The following is a 2,186-nucleotide window of genomic DNA, read 5'->3' on the forward strand; positions in this document are numbered from 1 at the left end:
GAAAAATATCGGCTCGCAATCCGTGCGATTGAAGTTCGCTGGAAACGACGGGACCGACCGAAGCGATACGCGTCCGTTCCAGGCCATCGCGCAGGCGACCTTCGCAACCATGGGCTTGCGCGACCTCGATCAAACGGCGCACTTGGCCTGAACTCGTCAACGCAATCGCGTCTATTCGGCCCTCCGCCATTTCGTTCACCGCGATGAGGATATTGGCGTCTGCTGACTGCGCGTCATAAACGTAGGGCGCGACACTATCGAGTTCTGCGCCTTGGGCGGTGATCGCTTCAATCAGAGCGCTGTGGTCCTTATCGGGATAAAGCTGCAAGCCGACGCGGTGCCCCCTGAGGTCGATCAGCGACAGCATCTCCGCAATCCCCTCGGAGGTTGGCTTTTGCGTGGTGGCGTGCGGCTCAAGCCCGATCTCGCGCAGTGCCCGGCCGGGCTTGGGACCACGGGCATAGGTCCGCGCCTTGCCAAGTGCGTCGATAAAGGCTGGTTCGACATTCATGCGTCGAGCGGCTTTGAGCAGGCGCCGCAGCCCTTCGCCGGTGGTCAGCACAAGATCGTCGCAAGGCCTTTCGATGAAGCGCCGGATCCAGGCTTCGATCGGCGCGGCATCCGGTGCGTCGCTGATCATGAGCATCGGGCATTGCAGCACATCCGCGCCCCGTTCTTGGAGCAAACGCGAAAATTGCGCTTCCTCGCGTGTCTCGAGGATGAGAATACGGTAGCCGTTCAGTCTGTCAGTCATGAGATCATTTGGATGCCGGTTTGCTCATCGCCGTGCTCGCGTCCGGGGTTGGCGCAAGCGCACGGCCGATGATAGAGCAGGGCCGCGTTAGCCTTCAACCTTCACCCCGATTGTACATCAACTTCTTCATGCCCGATCACCAATACGTATTGACTTTGTCCTGCCCGGATCGTCCGGGCATTGTCTCGGCGGTTTCCACGTTTCTCGCCCACAACGGGCAAAACATTCTGGATGCCCAGCAGTTCGATGACATGGAAACCGGTCAATTTTTCATGCGGGTCGTATTCGCCGCCGCCGATCTCGCCGTCAATCTGGCGGCCCTTCAAACCGGGTTCACGGCGATCGCGGAACGCTTCGGCATGGACTGGCAGATGCGCGACCGCGCCAGCCGAAGACGGGTCATGCTGCTGGTGTCAAAATCCGATCACTGCCTCGCCGATATTCTGTATCGCTGGCGCACCGGCGAACTCGAGATGATCCCGACGGCCATCGTCTCGAATCATCCACGGGAGACCTACAGCAATGTCGATTTTCGAGAAGTGCCCTTTCACTTTTTGCCGCTAAATAAAGAGACCCGGGGTGAGCAGGAAGCCGCGATCTGGCAATTGGTCGGCCAAACCAAAACCGATCTCGTGGTGCTCGCCCGCTACATGCAGATACTTTCCAATGAGATGTCGGAAAAGCTATCCGGCCGCTGCATCAACATTCATCACTCGTTTCTGCCTGGTTTCAAGGGAGCACGGCCCTACCATCAGGCGCATGAGCGCGGTGTCAAACTGATTGGCGCCACCGCGCATTATGTGACCAGCACGCTCGACGAAGGTCCGATCATCGATCAGGATGTCGAGCGGATCAGCCATCGCGACAGGCCCGACGATCTCATTCGCAAGGGTCGCGACATTGAACGGCGGGTGCTGGCACGCGCCATCCGTTATCACCTGGAGGATCGGGTGATCCTCAACGGCCGCAAAACGGTGGTGTTCATGGACTAGTGCAAAGCGATGCAATCGCCGCTGCGTTCAGCCACCACGGGTCAACGCGCTGCTCCGGGCTGACCAAAAACGCCGCAGAATGACGAAGACCAGTAACAGCAGGGTGCTAACGACCACTGCCAGGATCGTGATGATTGCCTTTTTCGGCCAACTCGGCTCGGCAGGCAGATCGGGAGGGCCAAAGACGACATCAGACGAGATGCCATTCAATGACTCTCTTAGTTCGACAAGAGCCTTTAGATTATTGTCGCGTTTTTCGATCAGGTTCATCATCGGCGTCGCGAGCTCGCCCTGTTGGCTCTGCGTCACCAGAGATGTCGCATCCTTTTGCAGCCGATCAAGCAATTGCGAAATTGACTTCGCCTGTAAATCTCTGCGCGCGATTTCAGCTTCAATCGCCTCGGTTTTCTTCCTCGGTGGTTTTGTCGAGTCCAGCCAGG

At 58.1% G+C, this 2,186-nt stretch carries 3 protein-coding genes; 1 reads left to right on the forward strand and 2 read right to left on the reverse strand.

The window, feature by feature from the left end:
* On the reverse strand, positions 1–754 hold a 754-nt coding region (locus VJV58_RS07175), incomplete at its 3' end, for a uroporphyrinogen-III synthase (protein WP_324136645.1).
* Positions 755–882: 128 nt separating this feature from the next.
* On the opposite strand from VJV58_RS07175, the gene purU reads away from it, so the two are divergent.
* On the forward strand, positions 883–1,746 hold the full coding sequence (purU, locus tag VJV58_RS07180) for a formyltetrahydrofolate deformylase (protein WP_324136646.1): 864 nt from the start codon (positions 883–885) through the stop codon (positions 1,744–1,746).
* A 27-nt stretch (positions 1,747–1,773) separates the two neighbouring features.
* Here the strand turns inward: purU and VJV58_RS07185 are convergent.
* The coding region (locus VJV58_RS07185; protein WP_324136647.1) for a hypothetical protein at positions 1,774–2,186 on the reverse strand (413 nt) is incomplete at its 5' end.

The sequence above is a fragment of the Bradyrhizobium sp. genome (assembly GCF_035273305.1).
GTDB lineage: Bacteria > Pseudomonadota > Alphaproteobacteria > Rhizobiales > Xanthobacteraceae > Bradyrhizobium.

Coding starts and splice junctions, on each gene's coding strand:
- purU (WP_324136646.1), top strand. CDS start 883: ATGCCCGATCACCAATACGTATTGACTTTGTCCTGCCCGGATCGTCCG.